The 22698-nt window shown below is 53.9% G+C and carries 22 protein-coding genes; 10 read left to right on the plus strand and 12 right to left on the minus strand.

The window, feature by feature from the left end; translation table 11 throughout:
* Window positions 1–225 precede the first annotated feature (225 nt).
* Window positions 226–987, minus strand: a complete 762-nt coding sequence (locus tag CFELI_RS07715) for a hypothetical protein (protein WP_277103759.1) — start codon at window positions 985–987, stop codon at window positions 226–228.
* A gap of 327 nt (window positions 988–1314) precedes the next feature.
* Between CFELI_RS07715 and CFELI_RS07720 the strand changes: the two genes are divergently transcribed.
* Together CFELI_RS07720 and CFELI_RS07725 are read left to right on the plus strand one after the other, a co-directional pair.
* Window positions 1315–2631, plus strand: coding sequence for a DUF349 domain-containing protein (locus CFELI_RS07720; RefSeq protein ID WP_277103758.1), 1317 nt, complete (start codon window positions 1315–1317; stop codon window positions 2629–2631).
* A 45-nt stretch (window positions 2632–2676) separates the two neighbouring features.
* Window positions 2677–3813 (plus strand): GNAT family N-acetyltransferase, encoded by a 1137-nt coding sequence (locus tag CFELI_RS07725; RefSeq protein WP_277103757.1) that lies wholly within the window; start codon window positions 2677–2679, stop codon window positions 3811–3813.
* A 127-nt stretch (window positions 3814–3940) separates the two neighbouring features.
* Here CFELI_RS07725 and CFELI_RS07730 read toward each other — a convergent pair whose 3' ends face one another.
* Both CFELI_RS07730 and miaB read right to left on the minus strand, forming a co-directional pair.
* On the minus strand, window positions 3941–4606 hold the full coding sequence (locus tag CFELI_RS07730; protein WP_277103756.1) for an Rv2732c family membrane protein: 666 nt from the start codon (window positions 4604–4606) through the stop codon (window positions 3941–3943).
* 317 nt (window positions 4607–4923) lie between these two features.
* Window positions 4924–6516, minus strand: a complete 1593-nt coding sequence (miaB, locus tag CFELI_RS07735) for a tRNA (N6-isopentenyl adenosine(37)-C2)-methylthiotransferase MiaB (RefSeq protein WP_277103755.1) — start codon at window positions 6514–6516, stop codon at window positions 4924–4926.
* Window positions 6517–6935: 419 nt separating this feature from the next.
* Between miaB and gluA the strand changes: the two genes are divergently transcribed.
* The 4 genes from gluA to CFELI_RS07755 all read left to right on the plus strand — a co-directional run bounded on the left by gluA (window position 6936) and on the right by CFELI_RS07755 (window position 10297).
* Window positions 6936–7664 carry a glutamate ABC transporter ATP-binding protein GluA gene (gene gluA, locus CFELI_RS07740; protein ID WP_277103774.1) on the plus strand — a complete coding sequence of 243 codons (729 nt, stop codon included), beginning with the start codon at window positions 6936–6938 and terminating at the stop codon, window positions 7662–7664.
* 56 nt (window positions 7665–7720) lie between these two features.
* Complete coding sequence (locus CFELI_RS07745; RefSeq protein WP_277103754.1) at window positions 7721–8602, plus strand: glutamate ABC transporter substrate-binding protein; 882 nt, start codon at window positions 7721–7723, stop codon at window positions 8600–8602.
* Window positions 8603–8672: 70 nt separating this feature from the next.
* Window positions 8673–9359 carry an amino acid ABC transporter permease gene (locus tag CFELI_RS07750; RefSeq protein ID WP_277103753.1) on the plus strand — a complete coding sequence of 229 codons (687 nt, stop codon included), beginning with the start codon at window positions 8673–8675 and terminating at the stop codon, window positions 9357–9359.
* Window positions 9359–10297, plus strand: a complete 939-nt coding sequence (locus CFELI_RS07755) for an amino acid ABC transporter permease (protein ID WP_277103752.1) — start codon at window positions 9359–9361, stop codon at window positions 10295–10297. Before CFELI_RS07750 ends, CFELI_RS07755 begins: the two co-directional genes overlap by 1 nt.
* A gap of 11 nt (window positions 10298–10308) precedes the next feature.
* On the opposite strand, the gene recX is transcribed toward CFELI_RS07755, so the two are convergent.
* The 3 genes from recX to CFELI_RS07770 form a co-directional block, all read right to left on the minus strand.
* Window positions 10309–10911, minus strand: coding sequence for a recombination regulator RecX (recX, locus tag CFELI_RS07760; RefSeq protein ID WP_277103773.1), 603 nt, complete (start codon window positions 10909–10911; stop codon window positions 10309–10311).
* Between the two features lie 2 nt (window positions 10912–10913).
* A complete protein-coding gene (recA, locus tag CFELI_RS07765) occupies window positions 10914–12023 on the minus strand; it encodes a recombinase RecA (RefSeq protein WP_277103751.1) in 1110 nt (369 codons plus the stop codon).
* Between the two features lie 258 nt (window positions 12024–12281).
* Window positions 12282–12488, minus strand: a complete 207-nt coding sequence (locus tag CFELI_RS07770; RefSeq protein ID WP_277103750.1) for a DUF3046 domain-containing protein — start codon at window positions 12486–12488, stop codon at window positions 12282–12284.
* 162 nt (window positions 12489–12650) lie between these two features.
* Here CFELI_RS07770 and CFELI_RS07775 point away from each other — a divergent pair, with 162 nt between their 5' ends.
* The 3 genes from CFELI_RS07775 to CFELI_RS07785 all read left to right on the plus strand — a co-directional run bounded on the left by CFELI_RS07775 (window position 12651) and on the right by CFELI_RS07785 (window position 14736).
* Window positions 12651–13226 (plus strand): biotin transporter BioY, encoded by a 576-nt coding sequence (locus CFELI_RS07775; RefSeq protein WP_277103749.1) that lies wholly within the window; start codon window positions 12651–12653, stop codon window positions 13224–13226.
* 206 nt (window positions 13227–13432) lie between these two features.
* Window positions 13433–14125 carry an energy-coupling factor ABC transporter ATP-binding protein gene (locus CFELI_RS07780; protein WP_277103748.1) on the plus strand — a complete coding sequence of 231 codons (693 nt, stop codon included), beginning with the start codon at window positions 13433–13435 and terminating at the stop codon, window positions 14123–14125.
* Entirely contained in the window at window positions 14122–14736 is a 615-nt protein-coding gene (locus CFELI_RS07785; protein WP_277103772.1) for an energy-coupling factor transporter transmembrane component T family protein, read from the plus strand. The genes CFELI_RS07780 and CFELI_RS07785 overlap by 4 nt, the downstream gene beginning before the upstream one ends.
* Window positions 14737–14810: 74 nt before the next feature.
* Here the strand turns inward: CFELI_RS07785 and CFELI_RS07790 are convergent, their stop codons facing one another.
* From CFELI_RS07790 to pgsA, 4 genes are all read right to left on the minus strand, one after another.
* A complete protein-coding gene (locus CFELI_RS07790) occupies window positions 14811–15644 on the minus strand; it encodes a PspA/IM30 family protein (RefSeq protein WP_277103747.1) in 834 nt (277 codons plus the stop codon).
* 190 nt (window positions 15645–15834) lie between these two features.
* Window positions 15835–16158 carry a helix-turn-helix domain-containing protein gene (locus CFELI_RS07795; protein ID WP_277103746.1) on the minus strand — a complete coding sequence of 108 codons (324 nt, stop codon included), beginning with the start codon at window positions 16156–16158 and terminating at the stop codon, window positions 15835–15837.
* Between the two features lie 150 nt (window positions 16159–16308).
* Complete coding sequence (locus CFELI_RS07800; RefSeq protein ID WP_277103745.1) at window positions 16309–16854, minus strand: CinA family protein; 546 nt, start codon at window positions 16852–16854, stop codon at window positions 16309–16311.
* Window positions 16855–16873: 19 nt separating this feature from the next.
* Window positions 16874–17470, minus strand: a complete 597-nt coding sequence (gene pgsA / locus CFELI_RS07805; protein ID WP_277103744.1) for a CDP-diacylglycerol--glycerol-3-phosphate 3-phosphatidyltransferase — start codon at window positions 17468–17470, stop codon at window positions 16874–16876.
* A gap of 92 nt (window positions 17471–17562) precedes the next feature.
* Between pgsA and CFELI_RS07810 the strand changes: the two genes are divergently transcribed.
* Window positions 17563–17856 carry a YciI family protein gene (locus CFELI_RS07810; RefSeq protein ID WP_277103743.1) on the plus strand — a complete coding sequence of 98 codons (294 nt, stop codon included), beginning with the start codon at window positions 17563–17565 and terminating at the stop codon, window positions 17854–17856.
* A 75-nt stretch (window positions 17857–17931) separates the two neighbouring features.
* Here CFELI_RS07810 and CFELI_RS07815 read toward each other — a convergent pair whose 3' ends face one another.
* Complete coding sequence (locus CFELI_RS07815) at window positions 17932–19032, minus strand: TerC family protein (RefSeq protein WP_277103742.1); 1101 nt, start codon at window positions 19030–19032, stop codon at window positions 17932–17934.
* A 454-nt stretch (window positions 19033–19486) separates the two neighbouring features.
* On the minus strand, window positions 19487–22582 hold the full coding sequence (locus tag CFELI_RS07820) for an FtsK/SpoIIIE family DNA translocase (protein ID WP_374724734.1): 3096 nt from the start codon (window positions 22580–22582) through the stop codon (window positions 19487–19489).
* Window positions 22583–22698 lie beyond the last annotated feature (116 nt).

Raw genomic sequence — 22698 nt, forward strand, 5'->3', positions numbered from 1 at the left:
GGTGCGTAGTGTGACCACGCGCACTGTCACCGTGGTAGTCGCTCGGGCTGTCATCGTGGGTTTTTCTCACTCCCATTACAATAGTCGGCTTTGTGTGTCCAACAAGTTCACGCGCTGCACACATGGCGCTTGAGCTGGTACGTATCAGCTGTGTGCGCGTTTTCTGCACCGCACTTACCATCGCGGCCGTGTGTTGATATGTTGGCTTTCCGCACTCATACTGCATCACTCAGCGGTCGTTTCGACCTCCCACACACTCAGATACCGCCCCACACCCAATGTACTGTCTGCATGTATCAACCGTGCTGAGCGCACCTTAACACTAAGCTGACACAGTTCGCGCCACAATGTTGGTTCGACGACACCGGCGTCGGCAAGCTCAGTCTCGCTCATGCGTATCGACGCCGCCCCATGCGCCAGCAAATCACAGCACCATTCGTGGCAGGCGCTGGCATGTGGCAGTAACGACAACGGCGCCTTCTGAGTCAACCCCGCACTGCCATCAACCACCACAAGTACGCAATCACCCGCCTTAAGCTGCGGAATATGCTCACAGACCATATCCACCTGCGACTCGGCCTCACCGAGGAAAAACCTAGCCATCAACTCCGGCAAATAATTACCCGCCGACATCACTTGAGCCCCCTGCCCCCGATCGGACTCGTCACGAGCACCCCACGCCCGGAAAGAACCTGTATGTTTCGTAAACCACCGCGGATCAGCACTGCCGACAATCACCACGCGCCTAGCCTGTGCCACGCACTGAGAAACCACGCTGTGAACGAGCTGGAGCACCCGTGCGCTTTCATCATCGCCCACCCCTAGGGAAGGAATCAGCACAGGACTTCCCGGCACCACAACAACCTGGGCGCAGCCAAAGTCTGCATCCCCACCCCAGTGCTTCACGCGATGATCACCTCCAGCCGGATCGTGGACACCATCGCTAAGGCTCGTAGGCTGACAAGAACCAGTTGTGTTCGCACTCATAACACCCCATCGTAGGCCACCACAGCGTCCTACCGCGGTGAAAACAACCACCAGTTCACAACCCACACCACCACCCCTGTTACTTCAGACCCATTGAGCACAATCAACTCTTTGCAGTGACCGCACAAGAACAACTACTACAACCCACTGAGTGCTTAACGGTGACTTTTCAGGGGTAGTCGGGGTATGTTTGTGGGGAAGTGTTTTTCTCACCGACCACGGTGAGCATCAATTGTGCCCTCATCAACAGTTGCGCACTTCCTTCTCAAGGTCCCTCTAGGCGCCGCGTCGCGCGGCACGAGAACATCGCAAAGGATGGTAACTACTATGACCACTCCACATACCCCCAAGCCAGGCCCTCGCCCAGGCCCACTTCCCGGCCCACGCCCCGGCGCCACAGCTGTACCTGCAGCACGGAAGCCCGCCTCCGACCCCTCCCAATGGGGCCGTGTCGAACCTGACGGAAGCGCATACGTGACCACCCCCGAAGGCGAACGCCTCATCGGATCTTGGCAAGCAGGCACCCCAGAAGAGGGCCTCGCACACTACGGGGCACGCTACGATGATCTCGCCACCGAAGTGGGATACCTCGAAACCCGCCTGAGCACCCACCCCAACGAAGCAGCACACGTGAAAGAGAAGGCACAAGAAATCCTCGCCTCCCTCGACACCGTCGCCGTCATTGGCGATATCGCCTCCCTCGACACTCGCCTCAAAGCAGTCGTCGACAGTGCTGACGAAGCTGGACAAAAGGCCAAGGAAGAAAAACAAGCGCGTCGCCAAGAAGCGATCGCACGCAAAGAAGCACTTGCCACCGAGGCCGAAGAGATCGCCGAAAAGTCCACCGACTGGAAGCGCGCCGGGGATCGCATCCGCGAAATCCTCGACGAGTGGAAAACCATCCGTGGCATCGACCGCAAAACCGACGACGCATTGTGGAAGCGCTACTCACGTGCACGTGATGCCTTCAACCGTCGTCGCGGTGCCCACTTCGCCGAACTCGACCGGGGCCGCGCCGCTGCCCGCAAGATCAAGGAAGAACTGGTAGCCAAAGCTGAAGAGCTGAAGGTTTCCACCGAGTGGAATGACACCGCACGCGCCTTCCGCGACCTCATGGACAAGTGGAAAGCCGCAGGCCGCGCCCCACGCGAGATCGACGACAAACTATGGGAGGCATTCAAAGCCGCCCAAGACTACTTCTTCGCATCCCGCAACGCCGAAGCCACCGAACGCGACCGCGAATTCGAAGCCAACGCCGAAGCTAAAGATGCACTCATCGCCGAATACGCACCACAAATCGACCCCGCCACAGATCTTGACGGCGCACGCGCAAAACTGCGTGAACTACAAGAAAAGTGGGAAGAAATCGGCTTCGTTCCTCGCAACCGCGTACGCGAATTCGAAGACAAACTCAGCAAGATCGAAGCTACTGTCTCAAGCGCCGCCGAAGCACAATGGCGCCGCACCGACCCTGAAGCCCAAGCACGAGCAGCACAGTTCATTGCCAAGGTGAAAGAATTCACCGAAGCAGCACAGGCTGCCGAAGCCAAGGGGAAGACCAAGGATGCGGAAAAGCTACGCGCACAAGCCGCACAGTGGCAAGAATGGGCAGACGCTGCCATTAACGCAGTAGAATCCCGCTAAACCCCCGTTTCTTCCTTGAAAATAAGACGGTTATGATGATCCATCATGACCGTCTTTTTCCAATTCGAAACCCCCGCCATCGAAACCACCCACTTCACACCCACCAACGCACTTATCAGCTTCGTCTTCTCCGGCAACATCGCCGCCCAAGACATCACCGGCGACACCGCCCACTCCACCACCGATAAAGCAGTATTCGAAGGACTCAAACACTCCCCCAACGCACACACCTACATACTCGTCGCCGTCGAAGCCACCCCAGAGCTCATCCTCGACAACTACCACACCTCCGAACTCGGCTACCCCATCATCGCAGCCCACTGCGAATCACAACACCCACAACTGCCCGACGACGCCACCATACTCGGCTACATCGACTGCACCGCCCTCCAACAATCGCAAACCAGCGGCATCGACGTCGATGTGACCCTCGATGCAGAACTTCAACCATTACCCGGCGAACCTTTAGATGCTCAAGCACACTCAGCAATCACCACCCTGATCAACGAAACCGCAACCCTATGCACCGCGCTAAAGCGCAGCATCATCAGAGTCTGGCGGTTGAGCCCCCTGGTGTCCAACACACATCCCCAACCACTCGACGACATCTTCCACCACGCAGGCTACCAACTCCACCTCACCGAACACCACGGCTACCTTCCCATCCCCGCCGAGACCACCAGCACACTGTGCGACGATTACCAGATCATCACCTTCAACGATCGCCAACCCCCACACGATCTACTCCAGGGCTACCTCGCACTGATCAACCAAGCAGAAACAGACATCCCCACCGGTGATCTCATAAGCGAACCTGCAGCGTGGACAGAGCAACGGCTTTGCGACGCCGTGAAGACGTCGATACGCAGAAAAAATCAACACATCACCTGCCTGCTCATGCACAACAACGAAGCCGTCGGATATTCCGAAGTCACCCGCATTTTCGGGAGCCAGCCCAATATCGCTGACCAAGGAACCACCCTGATTCGCCGCGACTACCGCGGAAAAGGACTCGGCGCACCACTGAAAAAAGCAGCTCTCATCGCCGCACAGCAACGCTGGAACGAACTCGACCGCGTCTACACTGACATTGCCGACACCAATGCCGGGATGCTACGGATCAACCAGCAACTCGGATTTGTCCCCACCTCCACAATCTGCGCGTGGGAAAAACGCCTGTAAAAACGAAAACAACTCCCCACGACACGCAAACGCGGCCGATGCCACGACCTACGAAGTCTTGGGGAGATACGAATCAAATCAGCACGAAACCCTGCGAGGTCCCGCGCCCTAGAGCGCAGGGGAAAAACTACACCTGATTTTTCTTGTGCCGTGCCTGCGCCTGCTTGCGACGATCATCAACCAACAACGGATTCGTCTCAGCAGTATTGCGCTGCTGACTCACCAAGGCGGCACGCTGCGCGTACCCCACCTCATCAAGATTGTCATGCGCTGCACGCAGCTGCGCCAACTCCTTTTGACGATCACTCCGACGCAAAATCATAAAGCTCAACGAAAAAACCGCCAGCACAATAGCAGCAACTTCTAACACAAAACCCAAACCTAAACCTGGGCCGCCCAAAACCTCGTGATCCTGCAAACGCATCCACATACCCAGCAAGGATGCCATCAACGCCATCCCCATAAACAACCACGCAGCATTGGCAAAAGCAGTACGCTTGGTCGCTAACGTCAAACCACCGAAAAGCGCCAAACCAACAGTGCCCAACATAACAAATGCTGTTTCCGCAATACCCGTGCGTAGACCCAAATCATTCGACTGCAAAGTCACGACCTGCCAGCCTGCAACCCCACCCCCGTGCGGCAAAAACAACCCGACAACAAACATCAGCCACGCCACAGCAAACAACCAGCCGAACGTATGCAAAGTAATATGCCGCGATGCCTCACGTTCTGCACGCGCCAACTCGGACGCGCTCATCGCCGATGCTTGATTGCTAGTAGGTTGAGACATTCGCTTCTTTCTCTTTCTCCCCTGAACCACAACAGACAACAAAGCTCAAAGGACGTTTCATTCAATAACTCTTCTCATCGTCTAGGCTTTACAAGTGCACGCGCCTAGGCACCCCAAGCCTAGCACCCCGCAAACCCGCAGCCATGTCCTCAACAAAGCACGCCACCACGAAAAACACGCACGCACCAGAAAAACTCAACAACCTGCTCCTTGATCAGCATGGTGCTGCGCTCGTGTGTTTTACTTTGCTCCACACAAAAGACCTCTAAAGGGAAAACTATTCCCTTCAAGAGACTTTCAGCGTTTATCGCGCTGGCTTAGCAGCCGCAGCCTCCATCAGAACACGAAGGCCCAGCAGATGCACTCGGGGTAGCCTGTGGCTTACCAATGGGCGGTAAACCTAAACCAACACCCACAGGCTGAGTAGTCGGCACCTTGCCAGCCGCACTCATATCGCCAGCCTTCGTGCGACGGTGCGACAACACACCCGAATCTGCAATCAAGAAGAACGGCTTGGCATCTGTAACCCGAACATGAACAATATCGCCCGCGCGAATTTCGCCATCAATAGCACCTGACGTAGCTTCTTCCACCTTGAAGTGCACCAGACGACCATCACGGGCGCGACCAGTCATGCGCTGAGTCTGGTCATTCTTGCGTCCGCCTTCAGCCTGAACCAGCAACTCGACTTCTTGACCCACTATTTTCTGGTTTTCTTCCAAGCACACCCGGCCCTGAAGTTCAATGAGACGCTCGTAGCGTTCCTGCACCACTTCCTTTGGGACCTGATTCTCATACTCGGCGGCAGGAGTCCCAGGACGCGGCGAATATTGAAAAGTGTATGCGGAAGTAAAACGCGCCTTTTCTACAACATCGAGTGTCGCCTGGAAATCCTCTTCAGTTTCCCCAGGGAATCCCACAATAATGTCAGTGGTGATCGACGCGTGCGGAATCTTTGCCCGAACTTCTTCCAAGATGGCGAGGAATTTCCGGGAACGGTAGCTACGACGCATCTCCTTGAGCACCTTATCCGAACCAGACTGCAAGGGCATGTGCAGCTGTGGACAAATGTTCGGGGTCTCTGCCATCGCATCAATCACATCTGAAGTGAACTCAGCAGGATGCGGAGAGGTAAAGCGCACGCGCTCCAATCCTTCAATCTCACCACAGGCGCGCAGCAGCTTGGAGAAAGCTGAACGGTCGCGCTCGATGGTGGGGTCAGCAAAATTCACGCCATAGGCATTCACGTTCTGCCCTAGCAGGGTTACTTCGCTCACGCCTTGATCCACTAACGCCTGCACCTCGGCCAAAATATCACCCGGGCGGCGGTCTACTTCCTTACCTCGCAAGGAAGGAACAATACAGAAAGTACAGGTATTGTTACAGCCCACCGATACCGACACCCAGCCAGCATAGGCGGATTCACGTTTGGCAGGCAGTACAGAGGGGAACTGTTCGAGCGAATCTACAATTTCCACCTGAGCTTTGCGGTTATGCTGCGCTCGATCCAAAAGTGCTGGCAGCGAACCAATATTGTGGGTACCAAAAACTACATCAACCCACGGCGCCTTTTTCACCACTGCGTCTTTATCTTTTTGTGCCAAGCAACCGCCCACAGCAATCTGCATACCTGGGCGACTTTCCTTCACATGACGCAAGTTGCCGAGCGTGCCGTAGAGACGCATGTCGGCATTTTCGCGCACCGCACAGGTATTGAACACAATAAGATCAGGCTCCCCGCCCTCAGATACGGGACGGTAGCCCGCATCTTCGAGCAGACCGGAGAGCCGTTCCGAGTCGTGCACGTTCATCTGGCAGCCGAAAGTACGGACTTCGTACGTGCGTCCGTGTGCTTCCGTGTTCGATGCGTGACGGGGTTTCTCTGTGAATTCAAAAGTGGGTGCTGACACGAGGTGTGATTCTAGTATCCCTGACTTGGTTTTCCCAACTAGTTGCCATTGTTGATGCGCTTCATGAATCTGCGATCCGCGTTGCTTTCCTACCTTAGCAATGTGGCTGAGGGACAATTCTCACCCAGCGTTGCCTCGAACGATGTATACAAGAAACACACCCCACTGCTCAATTGCGACATAGTGAATCGTGCGCATGTGGATTTTTGGGTGCTGAATCAGTTCATATTCGACACCCTTTACCCCCAAATTTACCCCCAATTTTTGAGAAATTAGGCAGGTTGTTCAAAGTTTTACACCCATATCGGCACAAGTGATACAGATTTCACTAGTGTGGCACTATGACACAGAACACAGGCAAGGATCTGCGTGCGTTCGACTCCGATCGCGACGCCACACATGCACCCACGAAACCCTCAATGATTTCAATGCGCAATGTGAACAAGTTTTTCGGCGACTTCCACGCATTAAAAGAGATCAACTTGGAAATACCCAAGGGCGAAGTGGTCATTGTTCTGGGGCCCTCAGGGTCCGGAAAGTCGACATTATGCCGCACGATTAATCGCTTAGAAACCATCGAAGAAGGGGAGATTTTTATTGATGGTGTGCGCCTGCCCGAAGAAGGCAAGGCATTAGCGCAGTTGCGCAGCGATGTGGGCATGGTTTTCCAGTCATTTAATCTGTTCCCCCATATGACGATCCAAGACAACGTGATGCTTGGCCCCACAAAGGTTCGCAAGATGGCGAAATCTGACGCACAACAGCTCGCTTTGTCGTTACTCAAGCGGGTCGGCATCGCGGATCAGGCGCAAAAATATCCTGCTCAGCTTTCAGGCGGTCAGCAGCAGCGTGTCGCCATTGCGCGGGCATTAGCGATGAAACCGAAAGTGATGCTTTTCGACGAGCCTACCTCCGCTCTCGACCCCGAAATGGTTAACGAGGTGCTCGACGTCATGGCGGATCTTGCCCGTGAAGGTATGACCATGGTGTGTGTCTCTCACGAGATGGGTTTCGCCCGTAAGGCCGCTGACCGCGTGTTGTTCATGGCTGACGGAGCCATCGTCGAGGATACAGATCCCGATACGTTCTTCTCCGCGCCTCGCACAGACCGTGCGAAAGACTTTCTCAGCAAAATCTTGTCGCACTAAGTCCTGTATCAGCACAGTTTTTTCTTCCTTATTTCTCTCAAGTTAGGAGTCAGTTCATGACTAAGAAAATCTCCCGCATCGTTACTGTTCCAGTACTCACTATTGTTGGCGCTTCAACCCTCGTAGCCTGTGGTGGGGATTCTGGCACCTCCAGCACTAATCTTCTCGGTGCCATTGAATCGGGCAAAGTGGTGCTGGGCACGAAATTTGACCAGCCAGGCCTTGGATTAAAGCAGGCTGATGGCACCATGGCGGGTGTGGATGTTGATGTTGCAACCTACGTGGTTAATCACATCGCCGATGCCAATGGATGGACGCACCCTGAGGTTTCTTGGCGCGAAACTCCGTCGGCGCAACGCGAAACTCTTATTCAGAATCGCGAGGTGGACTTGATCGTTGCCACCTACTCGATCAATAAGTCTCGTGCCGAGTCTGTGAACTTCGGTGGCCCCTACCTACTGACTCACCAAGCATTGTTGGTGCGCGCTGACGATAGTTCCATTAGTACTTTGGAAGATCTTGGCAAGGGCCGAATTTTGTGCTCTGTTACTGGTTCCACTCCTGCGCAGAAGGTGAAGGAGGCGCTGCCAAGTGTACAGCTGCAGGAATATGACACCTACTCTTCCTGCGTGGAAGCGCTGCGTCAGGGCAATGTGGACGCATTGACCACGGACGCCACCATCCTTCATGGCTATTCCGCTCAGGATGAGGGCAAATTCAAGGTGGTGGAGATGGAAAAGGACGGAAAGCCTTTTACCAATGAGTATTACGGCATTGGTGTTGCGAAAGATGATGCTCAGGGCACTGAAGCTGTGAACGCCGCACTCAAGGAGATGTTCTCTTCAGGGGAGTTCGAGAAGATTATTGAGAAAAATCTTGGCAAGAATGCAGCGGGCGTAACTCCTACTACCCCTGGTGATCTGTCCTTCTTGAATTAGTAGCCGCAGGTGGGGTTAATATACCCCACCTTGGTGCGCTTAGTCTTTCTCGTTCATCAGGAGCTATTTCATGGATGCAATGTGGTCGCAACTCGGTCCGGCAATTCTTCCTGCTTTCTGGCTGACCATTAAACTTACGTTCTTTTCTGCGTGCGGTTCGCTCGTACTGGGCACTGTTTTGGTGGCGATGCGGGTATCGCCGGTAAAAATCATGCGTACACTCGCTACTTTTTACATCAATACGGTACGAAACACCCCTTTAACCTTGGTGGTCCTGTTTTGTTCCTTTGGTTTGTATCAAACCTTGGGATTGCAGTTGGCTAACAGAGCATCCGATACGTTTTTGGTGGACAACAACTTCCGCCTCGCCACCCTCGGTTTCATCTTGTATACCTCAGCGTTTGTGGCTGAATGTTTGCGCTCAGGCATTAACACTGTGGGCTTTGGCCAGGCCGAGGCTGCACGTTCTCTTGGTTTAACGTTTGGTCAGACTTTTCGCACCATTGTTTTCCCGCAGGCCTTGCGTGCGGCAATTGTGCCACTGGGCAATACGTTGATCGCATTGACGAAAAACACCACAGTGGCGTCGGTTATTGGTGTGGCTGAAGCGTCGTTGCTGATGAAGGAAGTAATTGAGAATCATGCCAGCCAGTTGTGGATCATTTTCGGTTTCTTCGCTGTTGGCTTCATGTTGTTGACTCTCCCGATGGGATTGGCTTTGGATAAGCTTTCGCAGCGATTGGCGGTGAAGAAGTAATGAGTACTCGTGCAACGGTTTTGTATGACGCGCCGGGTCCGCGTGGCCGGATGCGCAATGCTGTGTTCACGGCGTTGACTGTTATCGCCACGGTCGTGGTCTGTGGCTGGATTGGCTACATTTTGCACACGAAAGGCCAGCTCACTGGTGAGAAGTGGCTGCCGTTTCTCAACAGCAATACGTGGACGACCTATTTGTTGCCTGGTTTGATGGGTACGTTGCAGTCGGCATTTGCTTCAGTTTTACTTGCTATTGTGCTGGGCGTATTTTTGGGGCTTGGCCGTCTAGCCCAATCGGCACTCATTCGGTGGCTGTGCGGAATTATTGTTGAGTTTTTCCGCGCGATTCCTGTGCTTTTGTTGATTGTTTTCAGCTACCAAGTGTTTGCTGTCAATAATCTTGTGCCACCGTCCAAGCTTTCTTTCGCTGCCGTTGTTTTTTCTCTCACCATGTATAACGGTTCGGTGATCGCGGAGATTCTGCGCTCGGGTATTAAGAATCTTCCTCGCGGACAGTTTGAGGCTGCCGCAGCTTTAGGTTTGAGCCACCGGCAAACAATGTGGCGGGTGTTGCTTCCGCAGGCTGTTGCCGCAATGCTGCCAGCTTTGATTGCACAGGCTGTTATTGCGTTGAAGGATTCAGCGCTTGGCTACCAGATTGGTTTTGTCGAGGTTGTGCGCCAAGGTATTCAGTCGTCGTCGATGAATAGGAATTATCTCCCGTCGCTGATCGTGGTCGCTATCATCATGATCGCCATCAATTATGCGTTGACACTGTTGGCTGAACGTGTCGAACGCCAACTACGCGCAGGGCGTGCCCGCCGAAATATCTTTGCCCGGGTTCCTCATATGCCTGAACAAGGCATTGAGACTAAGGACAATGTGATGGTTGACTGGCACGCCCCTGGGCACAAGGAAATCAGAAATCCTGCCGAATAATAGCCTGACGGTTAGGTTTCTAACTCGCTGACACGCGTTTCTAATGCTTCTTTAGCAATAGAAAAGCTCAGGCCTTCGTTAAAACCACGCCGTGCTAGTACCCCAACTATTCGCCGTAGGTACTTTTGTTGTTCGTGAAAATCGACGGGAGGTTTCTTGATTTCACGCGCTTTCTTCATGGCCAACTGGGTTGCAACGTTATGCTCGTCATTGCTATCAATCTGATCTAAAGCTTCCGCGCGAATATGCGCGGAAATGCCTTTGTCTTTCAGTTCAATATCTAAAGCCTTACGTGACTTTCCACGACGCTCATGGCGTTGCCGCACCCATTCTTGCGCGAAGGCCCTATCGTCGAGTAATTTCGCCGCTTCGAAATCATCAAGCACTGCTTCGACAATGTCGGACTCAAAATCGAGGCTCAGCAAACGTTGGCGCAATTCATGTCGCGATCGTGCACGCTGATCCAAAAGCAGCAGGGCACGACGTCGAACGTGTTGCTTTGCTTCATCTTCGGCGTGATTAAAAAGATCACTGCCGTGCTGCTGATAGTGCTCAAGCGCCTGTTCCAGACGCGCGAGCTTCTCAGCCTGGGAATTACGTGGTGAATTCGACAGGACTACACCTCGTCGTCATCGAAGTCCACGTTTGGCACCATATCGACTGGTTCATCGCTAAGCTCATCAGCCTGACCAGCATACTCACCAATGCCCAGCTTCTGAAGGATCTTCTGCTCAATCTCATCAGCCAGCTCAGGAGTGTTCTTCAAGTGCAAGCGAACCTTTTCTTTACCCTGACCCAGCTGATCACCTTCATAGGTAAACCAGGAACCAGACTTCTTGATAATCCCATTATCAACACCCATATCAATCAGGGAAGATTCACGCGAAATTCCCTCACCATAGATAATGTCGAATTCAGCAATTTTGAACGGTGGCGAAACCTTATTCTTCACAACCTTCAGCTTGGTGCGGTTACCAATGGCATCCTGGCCGTCCTTGAGCGTTTGAATACGGCGAACATCGCAACGCACCGAAGCGTAGAACTTCAACGCCTTACCACCGGTGGTGGTTTCTGGGGAACCGAACATCACACCGATCTTTTCACGCAACTGGTTAATAAAGATCGCGGTGGTACCAGAGTTGTACAGCGCACCTGTCATCTTACGCAGCGCCTGCGACATCAAACGCGCCTGCAAACCCACATGCGAATCGCCCATTTCGCCTTCAATTTCAGCCTTAGGAGTCAAGGCAGCAACCGAGTCAATCACAATGATGTCGATCGCACCGGAGCGCACCAACATATCGGCGATTTCCAGCGCCTGCTCACCATGATCCGGCTGTGAGACCAGCAGTGCATCAGTATCAACACCCAACTTACGGGCATATTCTGGGTCCAATGCGTGCTCAGCATCGATAAACGCCGCGATGCCACCATTGCGCTGTGCCTGCGCAATCGCGTGCAAAGCAACAGTAGTTTTGCCCGAAGACTCAGGGCCATAAATCTCAACGATACGACCCCGCGGGAAACCACCAATACCCAAAGCAACATCGATAGCAGTATTACCAGAAGAAATAACCTGGATTGGGGGACGATTCTCATCGCCCAAGCGCATCACAGCGCCCTTACCAAAGTCTTTTTCAATCAGTGCCAGCGCCGCATCCAACGCCTTTTGGCGATCGTTTCCTGCCGCTGCGGCCGAAGTTTTCGTACTCTTCTTAGCTGCCATGGTATTAATGTCCTTCTTCTTTGAATGTCCCAGCAGATTATATCTTTAAATCGCAAGAAAACCACGACGTTAAAAACGACCGCTGCTTTCTTCACCCACTTCCCACCGCAGTGTGCGAAGTGGTGTCTTGATTGACACCCTTGAGAATAAAGGGTGAGCCTAACACAGCACATACTATACACGCACAATTGTTCGATTCACGAGTTTTTCGAACAGATTTCAGAAAACCCCAGCGCACAAACAATATTCTGGCGTGTACTAGATGTCTTTTCCGAGCCGACGTTCCACCGGTATTCGAAAATCATCACACAGCGCCTGCCACACCACTCGTGGACTAATCCCCCGCTCAATCAACTCTTCAGCCGTCCCGCCCAATTCGGCGATCACGTGTGAATGGAGTACCCATCCTCCTTGAGAATCGCCAAATTCATCGTTAATCAGTCGGTGAAACTCTGTCAGTCGCATGGGTGCCATTGTAACCTGTGAATACCAACCCCCACAGCGTTCTGTTGGTTGCACACACGCTACCCCCGCGCACAAGCGCAAGCTGACGCCAACAAGGCACTGTGCTGGCCGACTACTTCCAAAGTTTTAATTTGAACAACGTTAAGTTGTATTGTTCTCATTATGAGTACTGTTCAATCACGCAATCGCGTCCAGGATCTTGCCTACGTTGCGGTCTTCACCGCACTGATCATCGCGCTTGCCTTCGTAGCAATCCCCGTCGGCACCGCTGGTGTCCCGATTGTTCTGCAAAACGCCGCCATCATCCTCGCAGGCCTCGTGCTTGGCCCTAAGCGCGGTTTATACGTTGCACTCCTGTTCCTCGGCATCGGCCTTCTGGGGCTTCCCGTTCTTTCCGGTGGCAAGTCTGCTCTGGCAGCAATCTCTGGCCCTACCGTCGGCTACCTAGTTGGCTATATCTTTGCAGCATTCATCGCCGGTGCTATCGCCTATGCAGCACCTAAGAACAAAAAATCCAGACTGCTGGCCTTCTTAATCGTCGGCGGTATTGCTGGTCTATTCTTGCAGTACTTCTTCGGCGTCATTGGCCTCATTATCCGCGCAAAGATGGAATTGATGGCCGCTATTACTGCGCAGGGACCATTCATTCTGCTCGACCTTGGCAAACTTGCAATCGTCGTCATTATTGCTATGGCAGTCCACGCAGCTTTCCCTGATCTCCGCAACCGCACACGCTAAACTACTGCGCTTGTACCAAGCCTGTCAGTATTCTGTCCCTGCTTGATTGTTTTGCCTTCTTTTATGTCAAGAAGGCAAAGTAAATCGGGCAGGGTTTCTCCATTTGCCCATACGTGCACACAACTAATAGCTACCATTCTTGTGTGCAGCCCCCGTTAGGGAAAGTGTTTGCCCATCTTTCCATCACCACACTGGAGTGATTTCTTTTGAGTTCAATCCGCTTCACCGACGTCACCGTCACTTACGACGAACGCACAGTGCTTGAGAACATCAACCTTGAGCTACATGAGCGTCGTATTGGAATTATTGGCGCGAACGGCGGTGGTAAATCCACCCTGATTCGTCTCATCAACGGCCTTGGCGACCCCACCTCAGGAACGGTTGAAGTCAATGGCCTCGATGTGACCACAAACGGCAAGGAAGTACGTAAACAAGTAGGCTTTGTTTTCGCCGATGCAGAAAACCAAATCGTCATGCCTACAGTCGCAGAAGACATCGCTTTTTCCTTGCGTCGCATGAAACTGCCCAAAGTAGAACGCAACCAACGGGTGCAGCACGCACTCGATCGCTTCGGGCTGGGTGCACACGCCGATCACTCCCCTCACTTACTCTCTGGCGGCCAAAAACAGCTGCTTGCACTTGCCGCAGTGCTCGTCCTCGAACCAAGCATTATCATTGCTGATGAGCCAACCACCCTGCTGGATATGCGCAATCGCATCAAGATCCGTCGCATCTTCGACGAACTTTCACAACAGCTCATTGTTGTTACCCACGACTTGGATTTCCTTCAAGGTTTCGATCGAGTGCTGTGCATCGACGACAAGCGCATCATCGCCGATGGTAAACCCGATGAAGTCATCGCCTGCTACACCTCGTTGATGGGAAAGTACCCACACTGATGAAAAACGTTCCTTTAGGTGTCTATGTCAAGAAAAACACAGTCATTCACCGGCTGCCCCCGATTGTCAAATTCGGATTCCTCATCACCTACGTGATCTTCACCGGCATTTTCGTCACCACCTGGCAGCAAGCTGTCGCGTGCGTCGCTTTATCTACAGCAGGCTACATCATCGCCGCCATCCCACCGCGCATTACATTCAGTCAACTCTTTCCCCCACTTCCCCTCCTGATCACCCTCGGACTCTTTCAGTGGTGGCAACTCGGGTGGGAGCCTGCGCTTCGTATCACCTTGGTCATTTTCTCAGCGCTATTGATGGCAGCGCTGCTGACTTTAACCACGACTGTCGAAGCCATGATGGAAGCCTTAGAAAAAGCGCTGAGACCTATGGCCCGCTTTGGTCTTCCCGTTGAGTCGATCGTTCTTGCAATCTCACTGACCATGAGGCTTCTTCCCCTTATGCTCAACACCGTGCATGAAGTTCTCGACGCACGTAAAGCCCGAGGCGCTGGTTTTTCCCTCGTCGCCTTCGGCACCCCCGTACTCATCCGCTCAATAAGACGCGCCCGCGCAATCGCCGATGCCCTGTGGGCTCGCGGCGTCGGCGATTAAAAAACACACCCCCTGGCACTCGTTAAAATTCAACGGCCACCAAGGGGTGTGAAAGGTTTTTTGGAAAGCAGCTTTTAGCTTTCGCCGCGCAGCTCACGCATCTTCTTCAACACAGCATCATCCGACGCGGATGCTGGAGCAGCATCTGCTTCCAATGCAGGCTGGGTAGCCGAAGCACCAGCACTTAGCTGACCGGACATCTCTGCACGGATCTGCTCAAGGCGGGAATGGCCAGCCAGCTGCACGCTCGCCTGCTCAATCTCAGCCATGCGACCCTGAACAGAATTTTCAGCCAACTCAGCAGAACCGAGGGCATTGGCATAACGACGCTCAATCTTCTCACGAACCTGATCCAAGTTAGGGGTATCGCGGTTCGTAATCGCATTCATCGACTGAATCGACTCAGCAACCTTCTCCTGCATCTTCGCCTGCTCCAGCTGGCTCAGCAACTTGGTGCGCTCAGCAACCTTCTGCTGAAGAGCCATCGAATTACGCTCCACTGCCTTCTTAGCGGCAGCAGCCTGCTGTAAAGCCTGATCGTGCAGCTGCTTCGTATCCTCCACCGCCTGCTCAGCAGTAACGAGCTGAGCCGCAAATGCCTCGGCAGCATTCTCATACTCAGTTGCCTTCTGAACGTTGCCTTCGGCGCGAGACTTATCAGCCAACTGCAAAGCCTGGCGAGTGTTTGCTTGGAGCTTTTCAATCTCAGTGAGGCGACGGTTCAGCTGCATCTCCAGCTGACGTTGGTTACCAATCACAGCGGCAGCCTGCTGAGACAGTTCCTGATGCTGACGCTGAGCCTCCTCGATAGCCTGCTGAATTTGAATCTTTGGATCAGCATGCTCTTCAATCTTGCTATCGAAGAGAGTCATCAGGTATTTCCAAGCCTTCACAAATGGGTTCGCCATTGAAAAGAGCCCCTTTCACACAACATCAAGTAGAAAAATATAAAAAGAAAAACGGTGGAATGATCCACCTGCCTACTTTAGCGGAAAACCGCATTCAACGGCAGCGAAATTCGACAATCCCTCAACCACCTTCATACACTCCCTGTCCGGCACAAACACCAGCACCGAACATGCACACTACAGGTAGGTTTTAAGATACTCGTGCCAATTCGCTTTCAGCATTACGCATTGCCATTGAACCGGCTGCTTCAATGAGGACATCCGAAACCGTGGTTTCTAATGCATGACACACACTGGCAAGAAGTTCAGACGATACTTCCTTCCTGCCACGCTCTAGTTCGGACAGGTACCCAGGTGACACCCGTGAAGCTTCAGCAAGCTCACGAAGCGTAATGCCTTTATCAGCGCGGAATGATCGCAATGCAGAACCGAGAGCTTCCCGCAACAAGGGTTCCGGCGCCTTTTTTGAAACTGCAACGACCGGCTTGTCTAAAACTGCTGTGTATTTCATCATCACTTAACCTAACGAAGGAGGCGAAAGATTTGTTCCCGAGGACAAAAACTTGTATTCGAGGCGAACACATTGAGTGAATCACACTCAATTTTGCCGGTAGTGCAATACTAGCAATGCACCACTACCAAGTACCAACATGACGCCGTAATACTATTCAGCAGCGCCACATTTATCACAAATACCCAATTCGCATTCGAGCAGCCGAAGCGCTGCAAGAACCGACAGCTGGCGGATACAAGGTCGATCCCCTAGCACCAATCCATTGGCACTGAACTGATCGTCGACAAGCTCAGCAGCAGCACGCACTTCAACAGAAAGGTCAGGGCGTCTAAGCCCAACCCACACCTCACCCACAGGGTGACCATCTTGCGAATCAGGACCCGCCACACCGGTGAGAGCAAGGGCCCAATCAGCACTACACTCCCGTGCCGTACCCACAGCCATATGCACAGCAGTACCCGGATCAACAGGACCATGCGCGGCAAGATAGTCACGCGGAACATGCGCAAGAGTGTGCTTAAGATCGGTAGAGTAGGTAATGAACCCGCCCCGAAACACTGCACTACTTCCTGGGACTTCAGCAATCGTTGCCCCAAGCATCCCTGCAGTCAGCGACTCACAAACACACAGCGTTTGCTGCCTAGCACTCAGTTCACTAATGATCCGCTGTGCGAAATACCTACTTCGTGCGTCCATGATGCGTGTACCCCTACCCCTAGTGAGATGAGCTTGCCTGTGCTTTCAGCTTGGCACTATCAATCAAATATTGCGCACCAGTAACCACGGTAACAACAACAGCAACCAGCATCACGAGGAAAATAGGGATATCCATAAACTCTGGGAACGGAACAAGATACAACGCAACCGCAATGGTCTGCAGCACCGTCTTCAGCTTTCCGCCCTTCGACGCCGGAACAACATTCCCTTTTCGCAGCTCAACCATACGCCAGAAAGTAATGCCCAACTCGCGCACCAAAATAACAACCGTGACCCAGACCGGTAAAACACCAGTGATATTCAGGCAGATAAAGCCGGTAGCCATCAGCGCTTTATCCGCAATAGGGTCAGCAATCTTACCAAAATCAGTAATAAGATTACGCGCCCTAGCAATATCCCCATCAAGCTTGTCGGTAATCATCAATGCAACAAAGCAACCAAAGGAAGCCCACATCCAACCGGCGTGATGGCTTTCGCTACGCAAAATCAACCACGCAAACAAAGGAATGACGAGGATACGGGCGCTGGTAAGCACATTAGGCACATTGAAATTTGATGGTTTGGTTTGGTGCGCATCCACGTTGGGTTTGTTCATAGCTATCCACACTACCAGCCTGCCGAATGCAAAATTTAAGCCGAATTGAACTCACCCCCCATGAATACACCGTGAGCTAAAATTTTGAAACTATGACAACCTTTGCAATCGAATACCGCTATGCCCCCGATAGTGAACTTATCACTGAAATCCGGCCACAACACCGTGAGTTTCTCGGTGCGCTCAAAGAAGAAGGCACACTCATAGGCTCCGGCCCCTACCTCGACGGTGACGGTGGCGCACTGATTGTAATCCGCCTGGCAGACTCCGCCACTGTTGACGATGCAATCGCCTTGATGGATCAAGATCCCTTCCACACGGCTGGCGCTCTGGATGGGCGCGTATTTCACACTTGGAACCCTGTGCTCAACATCTTCGGCGACTAACCCCAGTATAAAAAAGGCCTCCTTAAGCGGAGGCCTTTTCTTTATAGACAACACCATGATGGCGACGTCGACACGCTACTCATCCTTGTTGTCGACAATGGTGCGAATCGACGCAGTACGCTTCTCATCGCGAGCAATATCGTGCTCGTCATATTCACGGTTCCACTTCGGCGGGATAGCACCTTGAGCCTGATCCCGCTTCGTCTTAATCACGGACGCAATCACCGCAACAGCCAAAATGCTCACGATCACGATAAGCGACCAGATCGTCGGAATCTCAAACACGTGCACCGGCTGACCACCGTTAACGAACGCCAGCTTGTTTTCGTGCAGGGCGTGCAGCAGCAGCTTCACACCGATAAAGCCCAAAACCGCGCCCAAACCGTACGGCAAGTACACCAGGCGATCGAGCAGGCCGTCAAGTAGGAAGTACATCTGACGCAAGCCCAACAGCGCAAAAGCATTAGTAGTAAACACGATATAAGGCTCGGTAGTAATACCGTAGATCGCGGGGATGGAATCGAGGGCAAACATGATATCAATCATGCCGATAGCAACAAGCGCCACGAACAAGGGAGTCAGCGCGAACTGCCCCTTCTTGTGCACATACAGGTGATCCTTTTCGTAACCAGCAGTCACAGGAATCACGCGACGCAGCGTCTTAATCACCCACATATCGTTCGGGTCAGTTTCGGGCTGCTCACGAATTTCATCAATGATCAGCTTCACCGCGGTGTAGAGCAGGAAGATGCCGAAGAGATAGAATACGTCACTCCACAGGTTAATGACCGCCGCACCGGCCATAATGAAGGCCAAACGGAAGACCAAAGCTAACGCAATACCGATCAGCAGCACCTTTTGCTGGTACTTGCGCGGAATCTTAAACGACCCCATAATCAGGGCAAACACGAAGAGATTATCAACGCTCAGCGCTTTTTCGGTGATGTAACCGGTGAAGAACTCCACACCGTGCTGGTGCGGATTGCCCGGCTCGCCCCACGTAAACCACAAGAAGGCACCAAAGATGGAGGCGAGAGCTACATAGAACAGCGACCACCATGCAGATTCTTTCAAGGTGGGCTCGTGTGGTGTGCGCACGTGGGAGAAGAAGTCAAAAATGAAGAAGCCGATCACCACAGCAATGGTGATGCCCCATGTCAGCGCATTTACTTCCATAGCAAAAAAGACCTCCGGTCTCATTCGTTAAAAAAAAATTGGGTGTGCGAATTGAGCCGGAGGTCTCCCCCAGTGAGGTTTTGTGCGAAACGCTCACCCAGCGGGACCGGATCACCACAGAATATCCGCTGCGCTTTTGCCCTACGCCACGTCGAATACAAGTACATACATGTGGCGGTGAAGAAGGAAAAACACAGCGGTCTGTAAGTCACGTGTTGACGATCCACGCTGCTTGTGGGGTACTCCCCTCCAACGGTTCAACATGCTACCACACCCCCATATCACGCTCCCACGCGATGGCAGCAGAAGCGCAGGTTAGAAATGAAAATCACAGGCAAATACTCGTGGTTATCTACTCCACACAGGAAGAAGATGTCACGAGAAAAACTACTCCCCACGTGGAAGCGCCCATTTTTGAGGGGGCATTGTCACGTGGGGAGAAAGTACTGTGATCTTAGAAGGCGTTACCGCTGGGGTTGTAGGTGGCTTGCACCGTGGTGGTGTCGCCGTTTGTTGACCCTTCAGCATCGAGCGTGTCGACGCCGTGCTCTTCTTTCGGAGCATCGCGGGGGTCTGCGCCTTTGAGCATCCATGTGATGGTATCGAGCTCTTCGGGTTTAACAAGCACCTCGCGGGCTTTGGATCCTTCGGATGGCCCGACGATTTCGCGGGATTCCATCAGGTCCATGAGGCGTCCTGCTTTGGCAAACCCGATGCGCATTTTGCGTTGCAGCATGGAGGTGGAGCCCAGTTGGGAGGTAACCACCAGTTCAACGGCCTGGAGCAGGTCTTCGAGGTCGCCGCCGATATCGTCGTCGATGTCCTTTTTGGAATCTTGGGCTTTATCTTCGGTCACTCCGTCGGTGTAGTCTGGTTCGCCTTGGGCCTTGGCTGCTTCGACTACTGCTTGGACTTCTTCGTCGGTGACGAATGCGCCTTGGATGCGCTTGGGTCGTCCGCCTTGTGGGATGAACAGTCCATCGCCCATGCCGATGAGTTTTTCAGCACCGGCTTGGTCAAGGATCACGCGGGAGTCCGTCAGCGAGCTGGTTGCGAAGGCAAGACGCGAGGGAACGTTGGTCTTAATCAGGCCGGTGACAACGTCGACTGATGGGCGCTGAGTTGCAAGCACCAAGTGAATGCCAGCGGCGCGCGCTTTCTGGGTGATGCGCACGATGGAATCTTCGATTTCCTTTGGTGCGGTCATCATCAGGTCGGCGAGCTCGTCGACGATACACACGATGTAGGGGTATGCCTTGTATTCGCGCTGCGAGCCTGCAGGGGTGTGGATTTCACCCGTTTTGATTTTGCGGTTGAAGTCTTTGATGTGGCGCACACGGGCTTGTTTCATGTCCATGTAGCGCTGTTCCATTTCTTCAACCAGCCATTGCAGCGCGGCTGCTGCTTTTTTCGGTTGGGTGATGATCGGCGTGATCAAATGCGGAATACCCTCGTAGGGGGTCAGTTCCACCATCTTAGGGTCGACGAGAATGAGTCGAACCTCTTCTGGGGTTGCTCGGGTGAGAAGTGAGACGAGCAAGGAGTTGACGAAGGCGGACTTACCGGAACCGGTGGAGCCTGCGACAAGAAGGTGTGGCATTTTTTGCACTGAGTGCGCGACGAATTCACCTTCAATGTCTTTGCCTAGACCCACAAGCATGGGGTCGTGATCATCGTGGATGCTTGGGGCGTTGAGTACGTCAGCTAGACGCACCATTTCGCGGTCCGCGTTGGGCACCTCAATTCCCACGAGTGACTTTCCGGGGATTGGGGTGAGTAGGCGTACGTTGTCGGTGGCTGCGGCGTAGGCGAGGTTGGATTGCAGGTTGGTGATTTTAGAAACTTTCACGCCTGGGCCGAGCTCTACTTCGTAGCGGGTCACTGTTGGACCACGGCTGAAGCCTACGACGTGGGCATCGACTTTGAATTCGGCGAACACGTCGGTGATTGCTTCGATCATGCGGTCGTTTGCTGCGGAGTGTCCCTTCGGTGGCATTCCTGGGGTGAGCAGGTCGGTGGAAGGAACTTGGTAGGTTGTTTCCGCTGCGGTGGGCACAACACGTGCTGCTTGCGGCGCTGCGGGTACAGCTGGCGTGGGTGCTGAAGCAGCTGGGTTAGCTGCTGGTGCTGCTGGCTGGCTGGCTCGTGCTTGGGCGAGTGTGCGTTGGGTGGAGGCGACGGCGTCGATAGCATGAGTGCCGAGCTCTTGCGCTGCTTGTGCCGCGCTTGCTGCCGCTGTGGCCGCGGAGGCAATTCCGGCTGCTTTGCTTGCGCCGACAGCTCCTGCTACACCAGCTGCGGCTGCCCCTGCAGCGCCGATTGCGGCAGCGGTGTTGGTTCCTGCTGCGCTTGGGCGTGCTGGTGCGGGCTGTGGCTTGGTCACCGATACTGTGGTTTCACCCTGGATGGCGGGGAATTCGTCGGTGTCGTAGTCCTGTTGTGTTACTCGTGGCCGGCTTGGTGAGTGTGTATCTGCTGGGTAGTTGTTAAGCGGGTTGCCGAACAACGATGGTTGTTCCGCTGCTTCTGGTTCAGACGCAGACCCCACCGGTGCTACTGGCGCGTGCGGACGCACTGCCCGCGGTGCTTCGGCTCGTGGGCGTGGGCGTGGGGCGGGGTCGTAGTTTCTGACTGCGCGGTGAGGTCGTGGTCGACCTTCAGCGAGTGCGTCGATGTCGGCGTCGACATGCGCATAGTCGTCGTGTTCGTCGAGGTAGTGCCCCTCTTCTTCGTCGTAGTAGCGGCGCGAGTCGAGGTAATCTTTGATGTAATCGACGAGTTCGCGAATGCTGATTCCTGTGACCCGTAGTGCGCCGTAGACGATCAGCAGCACAAGTAGGGGTACTGCAATGAAGGGGGTGAATCCGAGTGCGAGGGGACCGCCCACGTATGCGCCGAGGTAGCCGCCGGCAACTACGCGCCCGGCGGTGGTCACTGGGGTTCCGGCAAAAACGTGGACGAGTCCGAGCATGGAGAGCACGATCAGTGCGGTTCCGCCGATGACACGCCCGCGCCCGCGGGAGGGCAGTTGGTGGCCGAGCATGAGCGCTACGGCGATGGCTATGAGTGCGAAAGGCAGCACGAGTGCACCTGCGCCGATGAGCAGGTGGGTGGTGTGTGAGATCGCGTCGCCGATGGGTCCTGCGATATCGAGCCACACGCTTGCGCCGAGGACGACTGCGAGAGCGATGAGCATCAGCCCTATGCTGTCGGAGGTTTGGCGGTTGTATCCATTGGGTGTGCGTGGGGCGCGCGGTGCCCTGGTTGCTTCGGTGATGGTCTCTTCATCGCTGGTTGCGTATCGACGCCCGCGCGTTGTTTCCCGCTGTTCTTGACGAGGGCTAGTGTGCTCAGGTTCGTTGAATGCGTCGAAGTCGGATTCGACGTCACTTTCGTTGCGGCGTGCGAGCTTTCGGGTAAGTCCGCCGAGCCCTTTGGCGGTAGCTCCGAAGATGGAGGACACGCCACCAACGACTGCTCCGAAGGCTGATCCGGTGCGCTCTTCTGAGGTTTCGGATGCGCGGCGGGCGGAATTGCCGTAGGCACTCATAGCAGCACCTCCACGTGGTGTGGTGGAGGTGCTGCGTGCGTGAGTGCGAGTTCCTGTGTTTTTGCTCCGGCCTTTGTTACCTTGTGGGGCTGGACGTGTGGAACCACGACTATTCC

The organism is Corynebacterium felinum (genome assembly GCF_030408755.1).
GTDB lineage: Bacteria > Actinomycetota > Actinomycetes > Mycobacteriales > Mycobacteriaceae > Corynebacterium > Corynebacterium felinum.